Annotated in this window: 13 protein-coding genes; 2 read left to right on the plus strand and 11 right to left on the minus strand. The window is 68.1% G+C overall.

From position 1 onward, the window contains the following. Positions 1–64 precede the first annotated feature (64 nt). Entirely contained in the window at positions 65–1,699 is a 1,635-nt protein-coding gene (locus ABXG85_RS00760) for a hypothetical protein (protein ID WP_353511827.1), read from the plus strand. Here the strand turns inward: ABXG85_RS00760 and lon are convergent. Next, on the minus strand, positions 1,696–4,083 hold the full coding sequence (gene lon, locus ABXG85_RS00765) for an endopeptidase La (protein ID WP_353511828.1): 2,388 nt from the start codon (positions 4,081–4,083) through the stop codon (positions 1,696–1,698). The two genes, ABXG85_RS00760 and lon, sit on opposite strands and share 4 nt — an antisense overlap. Positions 4,084–4,142: 59 nt before the next feature. Next, entirely contained in the window at positions 4,143–4,667 is a 525-nt protein-coding gene (locus ABXG85_RS00770) for a lipoprotein (RefSeq protein WP_353511829.1), read from the minus strand. Between the two features lie 28 nt (positions 4,668–4,695). Between ABXG85_RS00770 and ABXG85_RS00775 the strand changes: the two genes are divergently transcribed. Beyond that, complete coding sequence (locus ABXG85_RS00775; protein WP_353512060.1) at positions 4,696–5,730, plus strand: quinone-dependent dihydroorotate dehydrogenase; 1,035 nt, start codon at positions 4,696–4,698, stop codon at positions 5,728–5,730. On the opposite strand, the gene ABXG85_RS00780 is transcribed toward ABXG85_RS00775, so the two are convergent. From ABXG85_RS00780 to ABXG85_RS00820, 9 genes are all read right to left on the minus strand, one after another. Next, entirely contained in the window at positions 5,720–6,199 is a 480-nt protein-coding gene (locus ABXG85_RS00780; protein ID WP_353511830.1) for a Uma2 family endonuclease, read from the minus strand. The two genes, ABXG85_RS00775 and ABXG85_RS00780, sit on opposite strands and share 11 nt — an antisense overlap. 4 nt (positions 6,200–6,203) lie before the next feature. Then, positions 6,204–7,484, minus strand: coding sequence for a dihydroorotase (locus ABXG85_RS00785; protein ID WP_353511831.1), 1,281 nt, complete (start codon positions 7,482–7,484; stop codon positions 6,204–6,206). Continuing rightward, positions 7,481–8,389, minus strand: coding sequence for an aspartate carbamoyltransferase catalytic subunit (locus tag ABXG85_RS00790; protein ID WP_353511832.1), 909 nt, complete (start codon positions 8,387–8,389; stop codon positions 7,481–7,483). The genes ABXG85_RS00785 and ABXG85_RS00790 overlap by 4 nt, the downstream gene beginning before the upstream one ends. Then, positions 8,386–8,931 carry a bifunctional pyr operon transcriptional regulator/uracil phosphoribosyltransferase PyrR gene (pyrR, locus tag ABXG85_RS00795; RefSeq protein ID WP_353511833.1) on the minus strand — a complete coding sequence of 182 codons (546 nt, stop codon included), beginning with the start codon at positions 8,929–8,931 and terminating at the stop codon, positions 8,386–8,388. The genes ABXG85_RS00790 and pyrR overlap by 4 nt, the downstream gene beginning before the upstream one ends. Before the next feature lie 200 nt (positions 8,932–9,131). Beyond that, positions 9,132–9,461, minus strand: a complete 330-nt coding sequence (locus ABXG85_RS00800) for an SPW repeat protein (protein ID WP_353511834.1) — start codon at positions 9,459–9,461, stop codon at positions 9,132–9,134. A gap of 57 nt (positions 9,462–9,518) precedes the next feature. Continuing rightward, the gene (locus ABXG85_RS00805) at positions 9,519–10,271 is read right to left on the minus strand and encodes a sulfite exporter TauE/SafE family protein (protein ID WP_353511835.1); all 753 of its coding nucleotides are present in this window, start codon (positions 10,269–10,271) and stop codon (positions 9,519–9,521) included. Positions 10,272–10,276: 5 nt separating this feature from the next. Next, positions 10,277–11,215 (minus strand): 2-hydroxyacid dehydrogenase, encoded by a 939-nt coding sequence (locus ABXG85_RS00810; protein ID WP_353511836.1) that lies wholly within the window; start codon positions 11,213–11,215, stop codon positions 10,277–10,279. Further along, entirely contained in the window at positions 11,212–12,525 is a 1,314-nt protein-coding gene (locus ABXG85_RS00815; protein ID WP_353511837.1) for a TldD/PmbA family protein, read from the minus strand. Before ABXG85_RS00815 ends, ABXG85_RS00810 begins: the two co-directional genes overlap by 4 nt. Next, positions 12,522–13,916, minus strand: coding sequence for a TldD/PmbA family protein (locus ABXG85_RS00820; protein ID WP_353511838.1), 1,395 nt, complete (start codon positions 13,914–13,916; stop codon positions 12,522–12,524). Before ABXG85_RS00820 ends, ABXG85_RS00815 begins: the two co-directional genes overlap by 4 nt. Positions 13,917–13,920: the final 4 nt, after the last annotated feature.

Raw genomic sequence — 13,920 nt, forward strand, 5'->3', positions numbered from 1 at the left:
GGGATCTCGTATGGGACGGCGTATCCGGCTTCCCCTCTACGGTCCTGCCCGAGCGGAAGGGCCGATGGGACCCCTACCTTTGCGGCGTAAGGCCCTGGCCCTCCTCTACTACCTGGCCCTGGAGGGCCCAAGCCGAAGGGAGCGGCTTGCTGATCTCCTTTGGGGCCACGGGGCGGCGTTGCAGAACCTCCGGGCTGAGCTGGCCCACCTGCGGGGCTTCCTGGGGCGGGAGGCCTTGTGGGGCCGGGTCCTGGAGCTTCCCCCCGGGGTGGAGCTGGACCGCTCGGCTGGGGTTGGGGAGCCTTTGGAGGGCCTCGAGGGCCTAAGCCCGGCGTGGGACGATTGGCTTCAACTCAAGCGCCTTCAGCTTGTGGCGAACGCTCTTCCGCCCTTACCGGAGCGCCTCAAGGAGGTGCGTCCGCCCGCCTTGGTGGTGCTCATCGGCCCTCCGGGGTCGGGCCGCGAGGCCCTGGCCCGGGCCTTGGCCCAGAGGCTTGGCCTCCCTTTCCGGGAAGCCCTGGGCCCGGGCCAGGGGGTCTTTTACCTGGCGGACCCCTTGCCGGGGAAGGAGGAGGGCCTTAGGGAAACGCCGGCTCCCGGGCGGGTTTTGGTCCTGGCCCGGAGCCTTTTTGGTGAGGACCCAGGGCTTCTCCTGGCCCTTCGGGCCCGCTTTCCTGCCGAGTCCACCTTCGTATTGCAGGTGCCCCGGCTTTCTTGGGAGGAGGCCAAGGAGCGCTTTTTGGCCCACTTGCCCTTTAGAGAGGCGGCTCGCTATTACCTGGCCAGCGGGGGTAGGCCGGGTATCCTCAGGGAGCTTTTGGCCATGGGAAGCCCGGAGGCCCTACCCCAAAGGGTGCGGGCTAAGGTGGCCCTGGAGGCCCGCTACCTTCCCCTGGAGGCGCGAAGGGCCTTGGAGGTCTTGGCCCTTCACCCCGGGCCTTTTCCTCCCTCCCTAGCGGGGGCTTTGGGGGTGGCGGGAGCCTTGGGCGAGCTGGAGCACAGGGGTTGGCTTTGCTTGCGGGAGAAGCGCTACGGGTGGTGCGAGCCTGCGCTAAGGCGTTACCTGGCCGAGGCCTTGGCTTTGGGGGAGCGCCTCCACCTACACCGAAGGATGGCGGAGCACTTCTTATCTTTGGGGGACGAGGTGGCAAGCCTTTACCACTGGGTTAAGGCGGGGGAAGCCCTTCAGGCCCACGCCCTTTTGGGCCAGCTTAAAGGGTGGCGGCGTTTGGTGGGGGACCCGGCTTTTCCTTGGAAGGACCACCCTCCTCCCCAGGCGACGTTGGGTTTGGGGAGGAGGGTTTCTTTGGATCTACCCGAGGAGCTACTCCTGGTTTCTTGGGATGGCGAGGTGGCGGAGGTGTCCTTTGCGGTGGAGGAACCCCTCATACTGAGTCTGGAAGGGGAGGTCTGGCAGGAACTTCCCCTGGGTTTGGGGCTTCAACAGGAGCATTTTCCCTTGCGCCTCGCCGGGGCAAACCGGGAGGTATACTTCCTCCCGGTTAGAGGGCCCAGTTCCTTCTTCTGGGGCACCGTGCTTCCCGACGCGCCCCTTGCCTACCGTTTCGCTTTGCCCCCGGGGGTTTACCGCTTGAGCCTGGGTACGCGGGGACTGGCTCGCCTTAGGGTGGGCGCCAACCGGATCACCCAAGGCGACACCCCAATTCTCGTCTCCATGGGTGCCCTGGTAGAGGTTTAGGCCCCCGCCCCAGGCTGGGGCCGGTCCCCGGCGCCCACGGGCGGGGGAGGGGGGGGCAGGAGGAGGAGCCTCAGGACCTCCCCCACCTCCTCCACAAAGGTGATCTCCAGGTCCTTCAGGACCTCCTCCGGCACCTCCTTGAGCTCGGCTTCGTTCTCCTTGGGCAGGATCACCCTTTTAATTCCCGCCTGGTGGGCGGCGAGGAGCTTTTCCTTCACCCCGCCGATGGGGAGGACCTTGCCCCTTAGGGTGATCTCCCCGGTCATGGCGATGTCCATGCGCACGGGGCGGCCGGTGAGGGCGCTGGCCAAGGCGGTGGCCATGGTGATGCCGGCGGAGGGGCCGTCTTTGGGCGTGGCCCCCTCGGGCACGTGGACGTGCAGGTCAAAGTCCTTGTGGAAGCCTTCAGGGAGACCCCATTCCTCCCGGTGGGCTCGGAGGTAGGTGAGGGCGGCGTGGGCCGACTCCTTCATCACCTCGCCCAGGTTTCCGGTGAGGTTCACCTTGCCCGTGCCGGGCACGGCCACGGCCTCGATGGTGAGGAGAGCGCCCCCATAAGGGGTCCAGGCGAGGCCCTGGGCTGCCCCCACCTGGGGAGCCTTTTCCGCCCGGTCGGGCCGGTACTTGGGCACCCCCAGGTAGGTCTCGAGGTCCTTCGCCTCCACCACCCTTACCCCTTCCCAGGGGGCCTCGAGGTAGTCCTTGGCCGCCTTGCGGGCCACCTTGGAAAGCTCCCGGTCCAGGTTCCGCACCCCCGCCTCCCGGGTGTACTCCTGCACGATGCGGTCAATGGCGGCGTCGGTGATCTCCAGCCTCCCTTCAAGCCCCGCTTCCTTCACCTGGAAGGGCCAACGGAAATGTCGGGCGATGGCCCGCTTTTCCGGCAGGGTGTACCCAGGGATCTCTATGACCTCCATCCGGTCCAAAAGGGGCCTGGGGATGGTGGAGAGGGTATTGGCGGTGGTGATAAAGAAGACCCGGGAAAGGTCGTAGGGCACGTCCAGGTAGTGGTCGGTGAAGGTGTGGTTCTGCTCCGGGTCTAAGACCTCCAGAAGGGCCGAGGCCGGGTCTCCCCGCCAATCGGAGGAGAGCTTGTCGATCTCGTCCAAAAGGAAGACGGGGTTCACCACCCCCACCTGCTTCATCCCCTGGATGATCTTGCCGGGAAGGGCCCCGATGTAGGTGCGGCGGTGGCCCCGGATTTCCGCCTCGTCCCGCACCCCGCCCAAGGAGATGCGGTGGAACTTGCGGTTCATGCTCCGGGCGATGCTCTTGCCCAAGGAGGTCTTGCCCACCCCCGGCGGCCCCACGAAGCAGAGGATGGGGGCGTGGCCCCGCACCTCCTTGCCCTGGGTGAGCTGGCGCACCGCCAGGTACTCCAGGATGCGCTCCTTGACGTCCTTCAGGCCGTAGTGGTCCTCGTCCAGGACCCGTTTGGTCACGGAGATGTCCAGGACCTCGGGGTCCGCCTCGGTCCAGGGGACGTCCAGGAGCCAGTCCAGGTAGGTGCGGCTCACCGTGGCCTCAGGGGAGCCGGGTTGCATCCTTTCCAGGCGCTTGAGCTCCTTGAGAGCCTTCTCCTTGACGGGTTCGGGCATGCCCTTTTGCTCGATGCGCTCCCTGAGCTCCTCGATTTCCGTGAGGAAGTCCTCCCCGCCCCCGAGCTCCTTCTGGATGGCCTTCATCTGCTCCCGGAGGTAGTACTCCCGCTGGTTCTGGTCCATCTGCTCCTTGACCCGGGCGGCGATCTTCTTGTCCAGTTCAAAGCGCTCCAGGTCGCGGAGGAGCAGGGCCAGGACCTTCTTCAAGCGCTCCTCCACCTCCGGGGTTTCCAGGAGGTCCTGCTTGTCCTGCAGGGCCCAGGTGGCGTGGTGGGCCACCAGGTCCGCCAGGACGGCGGGGTCCAGGGTGCTCTTGACGGCTTCTTGCTGGTAGCGGTCCAGGCGCAGGGTTTTATGGTTTTGCAGGTAGCGCTCAAAGGCTTCCTGCACCTCGCTCACCAAGACCCGGGCCAGGCCGGCGTCCGCCAAGGGGGGTTCGGGGAGGACCTCGCCCACGGCCCGCAGGTAGGGGGCGGCCACGAAGCCCTGGAGGCGCACCCGGCTCCTGGCCTCCACCATCACCTGCAGGGTGCCGTCGGGGAGGCGCATGGCCTGCTTGACCACCGCCAAGGTGCCCACCCCAAAGAGGTCCTCGGGGGTGGGGTCGTCCACCTCTGGGTCCTTCTGGGCCACCAGGAAGATGAGGCGGTCGGCGGCCAAGGCTTCCTCCACCGCTTTCTTGCTCTTGGGGCGGCCCACGTCCACCCCGGTGGTGGTGTGGGGGAGGATTACGGTGTTCCGCAAGGGGAGAACGGGAAGTTCCAGGCGCAAGACGTCCTTCATCTGCCTTCCATGATAAGACAGGGGGCGGGCGCTTTAGCGCCCGAGGGCACAAAGAAGGCTTAGAGGCCCACGGTGACGTGGGCCTTCATTTCCTCTAGCCGGATTTCGCTAAGCCCGGGCGGCAGGCTACCCTCCACGGCTACCCCCAGCCAGAGCCGCCCCTGGCGGAGGCCTTGGAGTAGGGTATCCCCCGTGAGGGTGAAGGCGGTTTCCGGCCGACCTCCGAAGTCCAGGGTTCCCACCCTTTCCCCAGCTTTGCTGGCAGGGCAAAGGACCAGCTCGCCCAGGCTCTGGCATCCTTCCTCCTCCCGGGGGTCCCGGGCGTGGGCGTATACGTGGATGCGGGCCTGAAGGGGCACGTTGGCACGGGCCACGCCCTCCACCCGCAGGGCCCGCACCACGTCCAAGGGGGGCGGGCTTAGGGTGAGGGGGGTGGTGGGGTAGACCACGTAGGGCTCCCCAAACGGGTTTGTGGGGGGAAGGCTGTTGAGGTCGAGGGTCGTGGAGCCTAGGTCCATGGTGAGGGTGTAGCTGCAGGCGGCGAGGAGAGTGGCTAGGAGGAAGAAAAAAAGCGTCTTCCGCACGCGGTCATTCTACCGGAGAATGGAAACGATGCACCGCCTTCTCTTCGCCCTGGATCCGGAAACCGCCCATGAGCTCACCCTGCAGGCCCTCGCCTTTTGGTCGGGGAGGGGGCCCCTTTTGCGGGTGCCGGGAAGGCTCCTTAGGGTGGAAGACCCTAGGCTTAGGGTGGAGGCCTTGGGCCTCGCCTTCCCCAACCCCTTGGGCCTGGCGGCGGGGATGGACAAGGATGCCCGCGCCCTGGGGGCTTGGTGGGCCTTAGGCTTCGGTTTCGCCGAGGTGGGAACCCTCACCCCCAGGCCCCAGGAGGGAAACCCCAAGCCGAGGCTCTTCCGCCTGCCGGAGGACCGGGCCCTCATCAACCGCATGGGGTTCAACAACCGCGGGGTCCTCGAGGCGGCAAAACGGCTCGCCGCCTTCCGGGCGCGGGGGCTTCCCCTTCCCGTGGGCGTGAACCTGGGGAAGAACCGGGAAACCCCTTTGGAACAGGCGGCGGAGGACTACCTGGAGGCCCTTCGCCTTTTGGAGCCCCACGGCGACTACTTCGTGCTCAACGTGAGCTCCCCCAATACCCCAGGCTTGCGCACCCTTCAGGAGGGCCCTTTTCTGGATGAGCTCCTCTTTCGCCTTCGCCCCGCCACGGCTAAGCCCCTCCTCCTCAAGGTGGCCCCCGACCTCTCCTGGGAAGCCTTGGACCAGGTGGTGGCCTTGGCCCTAAAGCACCGCCTCGAGGGCCTGGTGGCGGTGAACACCACCCTGAGCCGCGAGGGGCTGAGGGGCCCCTTGGCCCGCGAGGCGGGGGGGCTTTCGGGAAGGCCCTTGAAGCGGAGGGCCCTGGAGGTCCTGCGGCACCTGGCCCAGGTCCCGGGCCTCACCCTGGTGAGCGTGGGGGGGGTGGAGACCCCAGAGGACCTCTGGGAGCGGCTCAAGGCGGGGGCGAGCCTGGTGCAGGTTTACACCGGGTTCGTCTACGGGGGGCCCCTTTTCCCGAGGCGGCTTCTCAAGGGCCTTCTCGCCCTCATGGCGGCGGAAGGGGTGGCCGCCATAAGGGACCTCAGACGGTGAGGCGGCAGCCGCAGCGGAGTTCCAGCTCCACCGGGGACACGTAGCGGAAGGCCCCGTCTTGGCGCAGGTGGAGCACGAGGAGGGTGAAGGGGTCAAAGACCACCACGTCCTTGATCCCTTGGGAGAGGTAGAAGCGGGGGGCGATCTCGAGGTCCTTGGCCTCGTAGCCCTGGCTCACCACCTCCACCACCGCTTCGGGGAGGAGGGTGATGGCCTCGTCCAGCTCCTCGGGTTTGCGGCAGAAGAGGGCAATGTCAGGCCTTTTGTAGGAGCCATCGGGGAAGCGCACGTACACATCGGCCACGTGGATGCACGGGCAGGAGGCGCCTTCCCTGGGGCGGATGCTTTGGCGGATGCGGTCCACGGCCTTTTGGTGGCGGTAGGGGGGATGGGCCTCCCAGAGGGGAAGCCCAACCACCCATTCCAGCCGGAGGCCGACCTCGTCCGCTTCCAGGAGCTTCTTCAGCATGCCTCTATTTTAGCGCCTCGTAGACCACCCGGCCTTCCACCAAGGTGAGGACGGGCCACCCCCCGAGGACCCAACCCGCCCAGGGGGAGAAGCGGGCCTTGGAGGCGAAGGCCTTGGGATCCACGGGCCTTTCCTTGGGGGAGAGGAGGACGAGGCTTGCCTCCGCCCCCACCTCCAGGCGGAGGGGTGTTAGGCCCAGGACCCGCCTCGGGCCATCGGTGAAGAGCTCCACCAGCCGGGGAAGGGGCAGGCCCCGCTTGAGGTGGAGCTCGGTGTAGAGGAGGGGGAAGGCCACCTCGAGGCTCGGGATGCCAAAGGGAGCCCTCAGAAGGTCCATCTCCTTTTCCGCCTGGGTGTGGGGGGCGTGGTCTGTGGCGATGGCGTCCAGGGTGCCGTCCAGAAGCCCCTCCAGGAGGGCTTCCTGGTCCTCTTTGCTCCGGAGGGGCGGGGCCACCTTGAAGAGGGGATCCAAGCTGGCCCAGGCCTCCTCCGTGAGGGTGAGGTGGTGGGGGGTGGCCTCCGCCGTCACGGGGAGGCCCTGCCGCTTGGCCTCCCGGATGAGCTCCAAGCCCCGGCGGGTGGAGAGGTGCTGCACGTGGAGGTGGGGCCTGGCCGGGCTACGCCGCAGGGCGTAGCGGAGGACCTCCAGGTCCCGGGCGATCCGGGCCGCCTCCGCTTCGGGGGGGTTTCCGGGCAGACCCAGGCGGTCGGCCAGGAGCCCATCGTTCATCACCCCGCCCCGGCGCAAGGAGGCGTCCTCCGCATGCACCGCCACGGGAAGGCCCAGGGGGGCGGCCTGCACCAGGCCGAGGGCCAGGAGGCTGGCGTCCTCGTTGGTGCGGCCGTCGTCCGTGAGGAGCACCGCCCCCGCTTCCTGTAGAAGCCCCGCTGGGGCCAGGTGCCTCCCCTCCTGCCCCAGGGTGAGGGCGGCGGCGGGGTGGAGGCGGGCGAGGCCCAGGGCCGCCGCCTTTTCCCTGAGGGCCCGCACCGCCTCGGGGGTGTCCACGGGGGGCTTGGTGTTGGGCATGCTGACCACGTCCGTGTACCCCCCCCTAACCGCCGCCAGGAGGCCGGAGGCCAGGTCCTCCTTCACCTCTTCCCCGGGCTCCCTGAGGTGGGCGTGGAGGTCCAGGAAGCCGGGGGCAAGGAAGCACCCCGTCCCGTCCACCACCCTCTGGGCCTTTCCCCCTTCTAGGGAAAGGACCCGGCCTTCCCCGATGAGGACGTCCGCAGGGCCCCTTTCCCCTGCGGCGTCCACCAGGCGCACGTTCTTGATGAGGATCACGCTCCCTCCCTTCCCACCAGGAGGTGGTAGAGCACCGCCATGCGCACCGCCACGCCGTTTTGCACCTGCCGGTTCACCAGGCTCCTTTCCGAGTCCGCCAAGGTGCCCTCCAGTTCCACGTCCCGGTTCATGGGGCCCGGGTGGAGGAGGGGGGCTTGGGGTTTGGCCCGCTTGAGCCTTTTCGCCGTCACCTGGTAGCGGGCGATGTAGTCCTCCAGGTGGATGAGCCCGGCTTCCATCCGCTCCTTTTGCAGCCGGAGGACCATGACCGCATCCGCCTCCTCCAGGGCTTCCTCGAGGCTCGGGGTGAGCCTTGCCCCGGGGAGGGCTTGGGGCAGAAGGCTGGGGGGCCCGGCGCAGACCACCTCGGCCCCCAGGAGGGAAAGGAGCTCGGCGTTGGAGCGGGCCACGCGGGAGTGGAGGATGTCCCCCACGATGGCCACCTTCTTCCCCTCCAGGCCCCCCAGGGCTTCCAGGAGGGTGTAGGCGTCCAGGAGGGCCTGGGTGGGGTGGGCCCGGCGCCCGTCCCCGCCGTTGATGATGGCCCCTTTCACCCAACGGGTGGCCTGGTGGGGCACCCCGGCGGCGTCGGCCCGGATCACGTAGGCGTCCACCCCCATGGCCTCGAGGGTGAGGAGGGTGTCCTTGTAGCTTTCCCCCTTCTGGAGGCTGGAGGTGGCGGCGGCGAAGGACACCACGTCCGCGGACATCCGCCGGGCTGCCAGCTCAAAGGAGATGCGGGTGCGGGTGGAGGGTTCGAAGAACACCGTGGCCACGGTGAAGCCCTGGAGGGCGGGCACCTTCTTCACCGGCCTTTCTAGGACCTCCCGCATCACCCGAGCGGTGTCCAGGAGGCTTTCCACCTGGGCCCGGCTCCAGCCTTGGAAGTCCAGGAGGTGCCTCATGCCTCCTCCTTTTCCCATAGCTCCACCCGGTCCTCCCCGTCCACCTCCAGAACCTTCACCTTCACCACCTCGTTTTTGGCGGTGGGGACGTTCTTGCCCACGAAGTCGGCGCGGATGGGGAGCTCCCGGTGGCCCCGGTCCACCAAGACCGCCAGGTAGATGCGCCGGGGGCGGCCCAGGTCCATGAGGGCGTCCAAGGCGGCCCGGGCGGTGCGGCCGGTGTAGAGGACGTCGTCCACCAGGACCACCGCCTTGCCGGTGAGGTCAAAGGGGATGCGGGTTTCCCGCACCTTGGGCCGCACCCCAATTTCCGTGAGGTCGTCCCGGTAGAGGGTGATGTCCAAGGTGCCCACCGGCACCTCCTTCCCCTCAAACTCGCGGAGGTAGCGGGCCAGGCGCTCGGCTAGGGGGATCCCCCGGGTGTGGATGCCGATGAGGGCCAGGCCCTCCACCCCCTTGTTGGCCTCCACGATCTCGTGGGCGATGCGGTGGAGGGCCCGGCGCATTTCCTCGGCGTTCATCAGCTCCGCCTTAAAGCGCACGGCCCACCCCCATAAAAAAAGCGGGGGCCAAACCCCCCGCGCTTCCTTCTGTTGGCCGTGTCGTCCTTGGTCCTTTCACGTCTTCCCCCTTTCCGGCCTCACAGGACCGGTTTAAAGGCCAACCCCACCTTACACCCTGGCTCAGCTCGACGCAAGCCAAACCCGCCCAGGAAGCCCTGGGCGGGGGGTTCGGGCAGGCCTTAGGCCGCCTTGGGCTTTTCCCGGGTGACGCTTAGGGCCAAGGCGCCCACCAAAAGGCCCACGAGAACGGCGTTCCACAGGGCGTTCGCCATCCCGCTAAACCCCAGGATCCAAGGGGAGAGGATGAGCCAAACGCCCAAAAGGACGTTCAGCCACTCCTCCCACATGGGGCCGCCCCTGAGGTGCATGAGGGCCATAAGGCCCACCACCACCCCCACGATCACCGCGTTCCACATGGCGGCGGGGGCGCCGCTAAAGCCCAAAAGCCACGGGGAGAGGATGAGCCATACGCCCAGGACGAGATTGGCCCAGTCCTGCCAACGCGTCATGGTTGCCCACCTCCTTTCAGCCTTTATTGTGAAAGGGGTTGAGCGCGAGGAATAGTGTCAAAAGTTACCTTTTCCCCGGGAGGGACGGACGTACCGCCACCCCGTCCAGAGGAGGACGGCGGCGAAGACCCCCCGCAGGGCGCCCTCGGGCAGGAAGTGGGCGAGCTCCCCTCCGAAAAAGGTGCCCAAGAGCACCCCGGGCACCAGGCCCAAGGCCAGCTCCCTTTCCACGTTGCCCAGGCGCAGATGGGTGTAGGCCCCCACCAGGCTGGCGGGCACCATGGCGAGGAGGCTCGTCCCCTGGGCGGCGTGCTGGGGCATGCCCAGAAGGAGGACCATGGCGGGGACCATGATGGTCCCCCCGCCCACCCCCATCATCCCGGAGAGGAAGCCGGTGAAGGCCCCCGCCAAGAGGAGGGTGAGGTCCTCTAAGAGCTCGCCCCGCACCAGCCCCACGGGGGCCAGGTAAGGCCTGAGGAGAAGGAGGAGGCTCACGGCCATGAGGAACCCGCCGAAGGCCCGCTTGAGTTCCTTCTCCGGGAGGCCGTGGGCGTAACGGGCGCCCAGGCGGGCGGTGAGGACGGCGGTGAGGGCCAGGAGGAAGGCCGCCTTCAGGTCCAAGGAACCTTGGAGGCCGTAGGTGAGGGCGCCCACCAGTCCGGTGAAGAAGACGGCCACCAAGCTCGTGCCGTGGGCCTTGTGCTGGGAAAGCTTGAGGACGCCCACCATGAGGGGGATCATCACCGTGCCCCCGCCCAGGCCCACCAAGCCCCCAAAAGCCCCGCCCAGGAAGCCGATGAGAAGGCTCATGGGGCTCATACTACCGGGTTTGGGGGCTCTCGGCCTTCCAGGACCGCCAGGAGGTTTTCCACCGCCACCTCAGCCATGCGCTCCCGGGTGCGCCTTCCCGCCGAGCCGATGTGGGGAGTGATGACGGCATTTTTCAGGGCGTAGAGGGGGTGGCCTGGGGGCAGGGGCTCGGGGTCGGTGACGTCCAGGCCCGCTCCGAAAAGGTGGCCCTTTAGGGCCTCCACCAGAGCCTCGGTGTCCACCAGGGCGCCCCGGGCGGTGTTGAGGAGGATGGCCCCGGGCTTCATGGCGAAAAGCCTTTCCCGGTTCATGAGGCGGTGGGTTTCCGGGGTGAGGGGGGTGTGGAGGGAGACCACGTCCGCGGTTTTGAGAAGCGCCTCCAGGGACAGGAAGGGGTAGGGGAGGGGCTTCGGGGTGCGGCTGGTGTAGACCACCCGCATGCCGAAGGCTAGGGCCCTTTGGGCCACCGCCTGGGCGATGCGGCCCATGCCCACGAGGCCCAGGGTGAGGCCCTGGAGGTCTAGGCCCAAGAGGAGCTCGGGGTGCCAGGCCCGCCACTGCCCCTCCCGGGCATAGTCCACCCCTTCCACCACCCGCCGGGCCACGGCCAGGAGGAGGGCTAGGGTGAGGTCGGCGGTGGCCTCGGTGAGGACCTCGGGCGTGTGGGTGACCCGGATGCCCCGGAGCCGGGCCTCCCCAAGGTCCACGTGGTCCACCCCCACGCTGTAGCAGGCGATGACCTTGAGGCTTTTGCCCGCCCGGTCCATGACCTCGGCGTCTATGCGGTCTTCCACCGTGGGGATGAGGCCCACCGCCCCTTCCACCTTCCTCAAGAGCTCCTCCCGGGGGAGGAAAAGCCCTTCGTGGACCTCCACCGTTAGGCCCTTTGCCTTCAAGCGTTCCAGGGCCTGCCCTGGTAGGGTGCGGGTGACGAAGACCCTCATGCTCCGGCGAAGGAGAGCTCCGCCACCGCCACCATGGGGCTGCCGTAGGCGCTTGGACCCATGGGGTGCCACTTTAGCTCCGCCCCGAGGCCCTCCACCCCTTGCAGGAGCTCAAGGAGGTTCCCGCTTACGGCGAAGTTCTCCACGGCGTACTGGGGGCTGCCCTCTTCCACCCAAAGCCCCAGGGCCTGCAGGGAGAAGTCCAGGGTGATGGGGTTGGCCCCGGCGTGGAGGCCCATGAACTCCGCAATTAGGACACCCTCCTTCAAGGTGAGGTTGCCGAGAGGCTTCAGGTAGAGGTTGCTTGGGGCCACGCCCAGGGCGGTGCGGTAGCCCCTGTGGGCGTGGCCGGTGTTGGCCTGGCCCAGGGCCCTTGCGGTTTCCGAGTTGTGGAGGAAGGTGCGGAACACGCCCTCCTCGATGAGGGTCACGGGCCTGGCTGGGGTGCCCTCCGCGTCGAAGGGGCGAGAGGCGAAGCCCTGGGGCAGGGTGGGGTCGTCCAGGAGGGTGACGAGGGGGCTTGCGATCCTTTCCCCCAGGCGCTCCAGGAGGCGGCTTTTCCCCTCCAGGGCGTTTTGGCCAGAAAGGGCCTCGGCCAGGATGGCCAGGAGGCCCGCCATGGCCCGGGGTTCCAGGTAGGCCCGGTAGCGGCCCGTTCTGAGGGGCCGGGCGTGGAGGAGGCGGGAGGTCCCTTCCCGGAAGGCCAAGGCAGTGCGCCCGGGGTCCAGGGCGTGAAACTCCTTGCTCGGGGCAAGGTCCCACCCCTGTTTGCGGCTATTCCCTTCGGCCAAGACGAAGCTGCCCATGAGGGCGGCGAGGCCCGTGCGGTAGCTCCCTTCCGTCCCCAGGGTGCTGGCGAGGCTCAGGCGGCGTTCCCGCTCGCTGTAGGTGGCGAAGAGGAGGGCCTGGGTGCGGGGGTCTTGGCGGAGGGCGGCGTCCAGGGCCAAGGCGGCCTCCTTTTTGGCCTCCAGGGGGGCAGAAAGCCCCTCGCCCAGGAGGTCCTGGCTGCCGAGGGGCTTTCCCGGGGGAAGGCTTCCTTCCCGCTCTGTGAGGAGGGCGTTTTCCCGGGCTTCCGCCAGGGCCCAGTCCAGGGCCTCGGGCCGCAGGTCCTCCGTGTAGGCGTAGCCCACCCTTCCCCCCGCCACCACCCGGAGGCCCAAGCCTCCCTGCCGCGCCTCCTTGACCTCCTCTAAGGCGCCTTCCCGGGCCCGGAGGGAAAGCTCCCTCTCCTCCAGGAAAAGGAGTTCCGCCTCGAGGCCCATCTCCTTCGCCCGCAGGAGCACGTACCGCTTAGCTTCTTCCACGGTCATGCCTGGCCTCCCACCACCATTGCCTCCACCAGGACGTGGGGTTGGCCCACCTCCACCGGCACGAAGCCGGAAAGGCTGCCGCACATCCCGGGGGCGTTTTCCAGGTCCTTGGCCACCGCCACCACCCGCTTTAGGGTCTCTGGCCCCTTGCCCACGAGCACCGCCCCGCGCACCGGCTCCTCTATGCGCCCGTGGCGGATGATGTACCCTTCCTGCACGGCGAAGTTGTACTCCCCCGATCCCGGCTTCACCTGGCCACCGCCCATCTCCTTGGCGTAGAGGCCGAAGGTTATGCCCTGGAAGAGCTCCTCCACCTCCTTGTCCCCGGGGGCAAGGAAGGTGTTGCGCATGCGGGAGGTGGGGGCAAAGGTGTAGTCCTGGCGGCGGCCCGAGCCCGTGAGGGGGTAGCCGGTGAGGAGGTGGCCGAGCCGATCCACCATGTACGCCTTTAGAACCCCTTTTTCAATGAGCACCGTGCGCTCCGTGGGGTGGCCCTCGTCGTCCACCTCGCTGGAGCCCCAGGCGTGGGGCAGGGTTCCGTCGTCGATGTAGGTGACGGCGGGGCTCGCCACTCTCTCCCCGAGGCGGTCCGCCAGGACGCTGGCCTTTTTGGCTACGCTGGTGGTCTCCAGGAGGTGGCCCACCGCTTCGTGAAAGAGGACCCCACCGAAGCCCTTGCCCACCACCACGGGGAAGGTGCCGGCGGGGGCGGGCTTGGCCCGGAGGTTGGTCAGGGCCTGGCGGGCGGCCTTTCCCCCCACCGCCTTAGGAGGGTAGAGGTCAAAAAGCTCTAGGCCCACGCTTTTCCCCGGGGCGCTCACCCCGGTCTGCACCTCGGCCCCGTCCTGGGCTACCGCCAGGACGTGGAGCCGAGTGCGGACCCGCCTCTCCTCGGCCCAGGTGCCCTCGCTGTTGGCGATGAGGACTTCTTGCTCCCACTCCAAGAGGGTTGTCTCCACCTCCTTGATCTCTGGGGCGATGCGGGCCCCCGCTTCCGCCTCCCGGAGGCGCTCTAAGCGGTAGCGCTTGTCCTTTGCGGAAAGGGGGACCTTGGGCGCGTGGAGGCCCTGGGGGAGGCGCTTGCGGAAGTCCAAGCCCCCCTGGCCCCGCTCGTCCACCCGTCCCAAGGTTCCCCGGGCGCGGAGGAGGGTTTCCAAGGCCTCCAGGAGGCCTTCGCGGGTGAGCTGGTTGGTGTAGGCGTAGACCACCTGGGGGCCGAAGAAAAGCCGGATGCCCGCCCCGTAGTCTAGGCCGGAGATAGCCTCCTCTAGCCTTCCCGAGCGCGCCCGCATGCGCCGTTTCAGGGAGCGCTCGGCGTAGACCTCGGCGAAGTCCGCCCCGCCCTGAAGGGCCCGCCGGAGCACCGCCTCCACCGTTTCGGTTGGGAGCATGGCA

This window comes from Thermus sp. LT1-2-5, assembly GCF_040363165.1.
In the GTDB taxonomy this organism is placed as follows: Bacteria; Deinococcota; Deinococci; order Deinococcales; family Thermaceae; genus Thermus.